This is a genomic window from Methylobacterium segetis (genome assembly GCF_004348265.1).
In the GTDB taxonomy this organism is placed as follows: Bacteria; Pseudomonadota; Alphaproteobacteria; order Rhizobiales; family Beijerinckiaceae; genus Methylobacterium; species Methylobacterium segetis.
Map to the genome: position 1 here is coordinate 1 of NZ_SMNT01000212.1, position 2,849 is coordinate 2,849.

1 protein-coding gene is annotated in these 2,849 nt (G+C 65.5%); it reads left to right on the top strand.

The genetic code is table 11. The annotated features are described in order from the left end of the window. Positions 1-2,849: peroxidase family protein (locus E1J50_RS26030; protein WP_425374970.1), on the top strand; the 2,849-nt coding region annotated here is incomplete at both ends.

Below are 2,849 nucleotides of genomic sequence, written 5' to 3' on the forward strand. Positions count from 1 at the left end.
GGTGCGATCGTGCGCGGCATGTCGCGCCAGGCCGGCAACGAGATCGACGAGTTCGTGGTGAGCTCGCTGCGCAACACACTCCTCGGCCTGCCGCTCGATCTCGCGGCGCTCAACATCGCCCGCGGTCGCGAAGCCGGCGTGCCGGCCTTCAACGTCGCCAGGGCGCAGTTCTACGAGGACACCGGCAACATTGACCTGAAGCCCTACGACAATTGGCTGGCGCTCGCCCAGAACCTCAAGAACCCGCTCTCGATCGTGAACTTCGTGGCGGCCTACGGCACGCATCCGCTGCTCCAGGCCGAGACCACGATCGAGGGCAAGCGCGCGGCGGCGCTCGCCCTCGTCATCGGCAGCCAGGAAACTGTTCTTGGCGATCCGACCACCCCGGCCGATGACCGCGTGATCAATGGTGCTGCCGTCGACGATCGGCTCGACTTCCTCAACTCGACCGGCGCATGGGCCGGCCACGAGTCCGGCCTCAACCTCGTCGACCTCTGGATCGGCGGGCTGGCGGAGCGCAAGACCGAATTCGGCGGCATGCTGGGCTCGACGTTCAACTACGTCTTCGAAAATCAGATGGAGAACCTCCAGAACGGCGACCGTCTGTACTACCTCAGCCGCCTGCAGGGCCTGAACCTTCTGAACGAGCTCGAGGCGAACACCTTCTCGGCGCTCGCCATGCGCAACTCCGATCTCGGCGACACGACCTCCTCGCACGTGGCCGGCAACCTCTTCGACACGCCCGACCTGACGCTCGAGATCGACCAGACGAAGCAGATCGACACCGATCCGGTCCAGGCCAACGCGATCCTCCAGGCGATCGACCCGAAGGTCACCCGGCATGCGCCCGGTGCCGACGTCAACAACGACGGTCACGCGGATGGCGGCTACATCCGCTTCTCGGGCGGCGAGCACGTCGTGCTCGGCGGCACCGAGGGCAACGACACGCTGATCGGCGATCGCGGCATCGACACGCTCTGGGGCGACGGCGGCGACGACTACCTCAATGCCCAGACGGAATCCGACCAGGTCTTCGGCGGCGACGGTGATGACATCATCGTCGACCCGTTCGGCGACAACTTCCTGCGCGGTGACGCGGGGAACGATGTGATCAGCGTCGGAGCCGGCCTCAACATCCTCTTCGGTGGCGAGGGCCAGGACTTCATCATGGCCGGGCTCGATGGCTCGGAGGTGTTCGCCGGCCGCGACAACGACTTCGTCATGGGCGGGAACGGCAACGAGAACCTCATGGGCAATGAGGGCGATGACTGGATCGAGGGAGGCGACGGGTTCGACTCGCTCTCGGGCGAGAACTCGCAGCTCTTTTTCAACTCGACCATCATTGGCCACGACATTCTGAACGGCCAGAACAACGACACCGACTATGACGGCGAGTCGGGCGACGACATCATGTTCGAGGGTGCCGGCATCCAGCGCAACAACGGCATGCTCGGCTTCGACTGGGGCATCCACAAGTTCGACCCCAACGCCGCTCGCTCCGACCTCGCGCTCGGCATCGTCGCGGCCGGCATCCCGACCGTGGCCGGGTTCGATCAGCAGCAGGACCTGACGCTGCGTGACCGCTTCGACTCGACCGAAGGCCTGTCAGGCTGGAAGTTCGACGATGATCTCAAGGGCTCCGACTCCCCTATCGGAGCGGTCGGTGCCGGCGGCGCCGAGGTCATCGGCGGCACGATCTTCGACAGCGCGCTTACCGTGGAGGGGGTCGCCCGGATCCACGGCCTCGCGGCGCTCCTCAACGGCATCGACGACAGCGACGTCGACGAGTTCGGAGTGACGCATCCCGGCATCATCCTGAACACGAGCAACGGGGCAAACATCCTTCTCGGCGGCGGCGGCAGCGACACCATCCGCGGCCGGGCCGGCAACGACATCATCGACGGCGACTCCTGGCTGAACGTCCGGATCGCACTCTATGCGGATAAGAGCCGCAGCGGCACGCCCACCATGACGGCCGAGAGCATGTCGTCTGCCGTGACTGACCTTGCCGGCAACGTGCTTTTCGGCGGCAAGGCACTCTCCGCCCTGATGCTCGATCGCACGCTCAATCCCGGGCAGCTCGAGATGGTTCGGGAGATCCTCGACGGGGATCCGACGGATGCCGCAAACGACGTCGCGGTCTACGCCGGCGTCCGGGCTGGCTACACCTTCGGCAGGAACACCGACGGCAGCTGGACGGTGACCGACACCGACGCGACCGACGGTGACGAGGGCACGGACAAGCTCTGGAACATCGAGACGCTCCGGTTCTCGGACCGCGACGTCCTGATCGTCAACCGGCCGCCGACGGGGCAGCTGACCATCACCGGCTCGGAGAACGTGCTCACCGCCAACACGGCCGGCATCGCCGATCCGAACGGTCTCGGCACCTTCTCCTTCCAGTGGCAGGTCTCGGCCGACGGGCTCACGAACTGGACGAATTTTGGAGGTGTGACTGCCAATCCAAATCTCACGATCGGGAATGTCGGCGATCCCCGCTTCTTCCAGGTGATCGCGCGCTACACCGACCAGTCCGGCTTTGCCGAAAGCCTGACCTCGAACATCACAGCTCGGGTCGGCAGCAACACGGTCGGTGATACGATCACAGGGTCGACAGGCCCGAACCTGATCAACGGCCGGGGCGCCAACGACACCCTGAACGGGTCGGATGGAAACGACATCATCAACGGCGGGGCCGGAAACGATACGCTGAATGGCGATCTCGGCAACGACACCCTGACGGGCGGCGACGGCAACGACGCCGTGAACGGCGGAGCTGGCGACGACACGATCATCATCGACATCGACGGCACGGGTGACGGGGTCGACACGCTCTCTGGCGGCGCGGA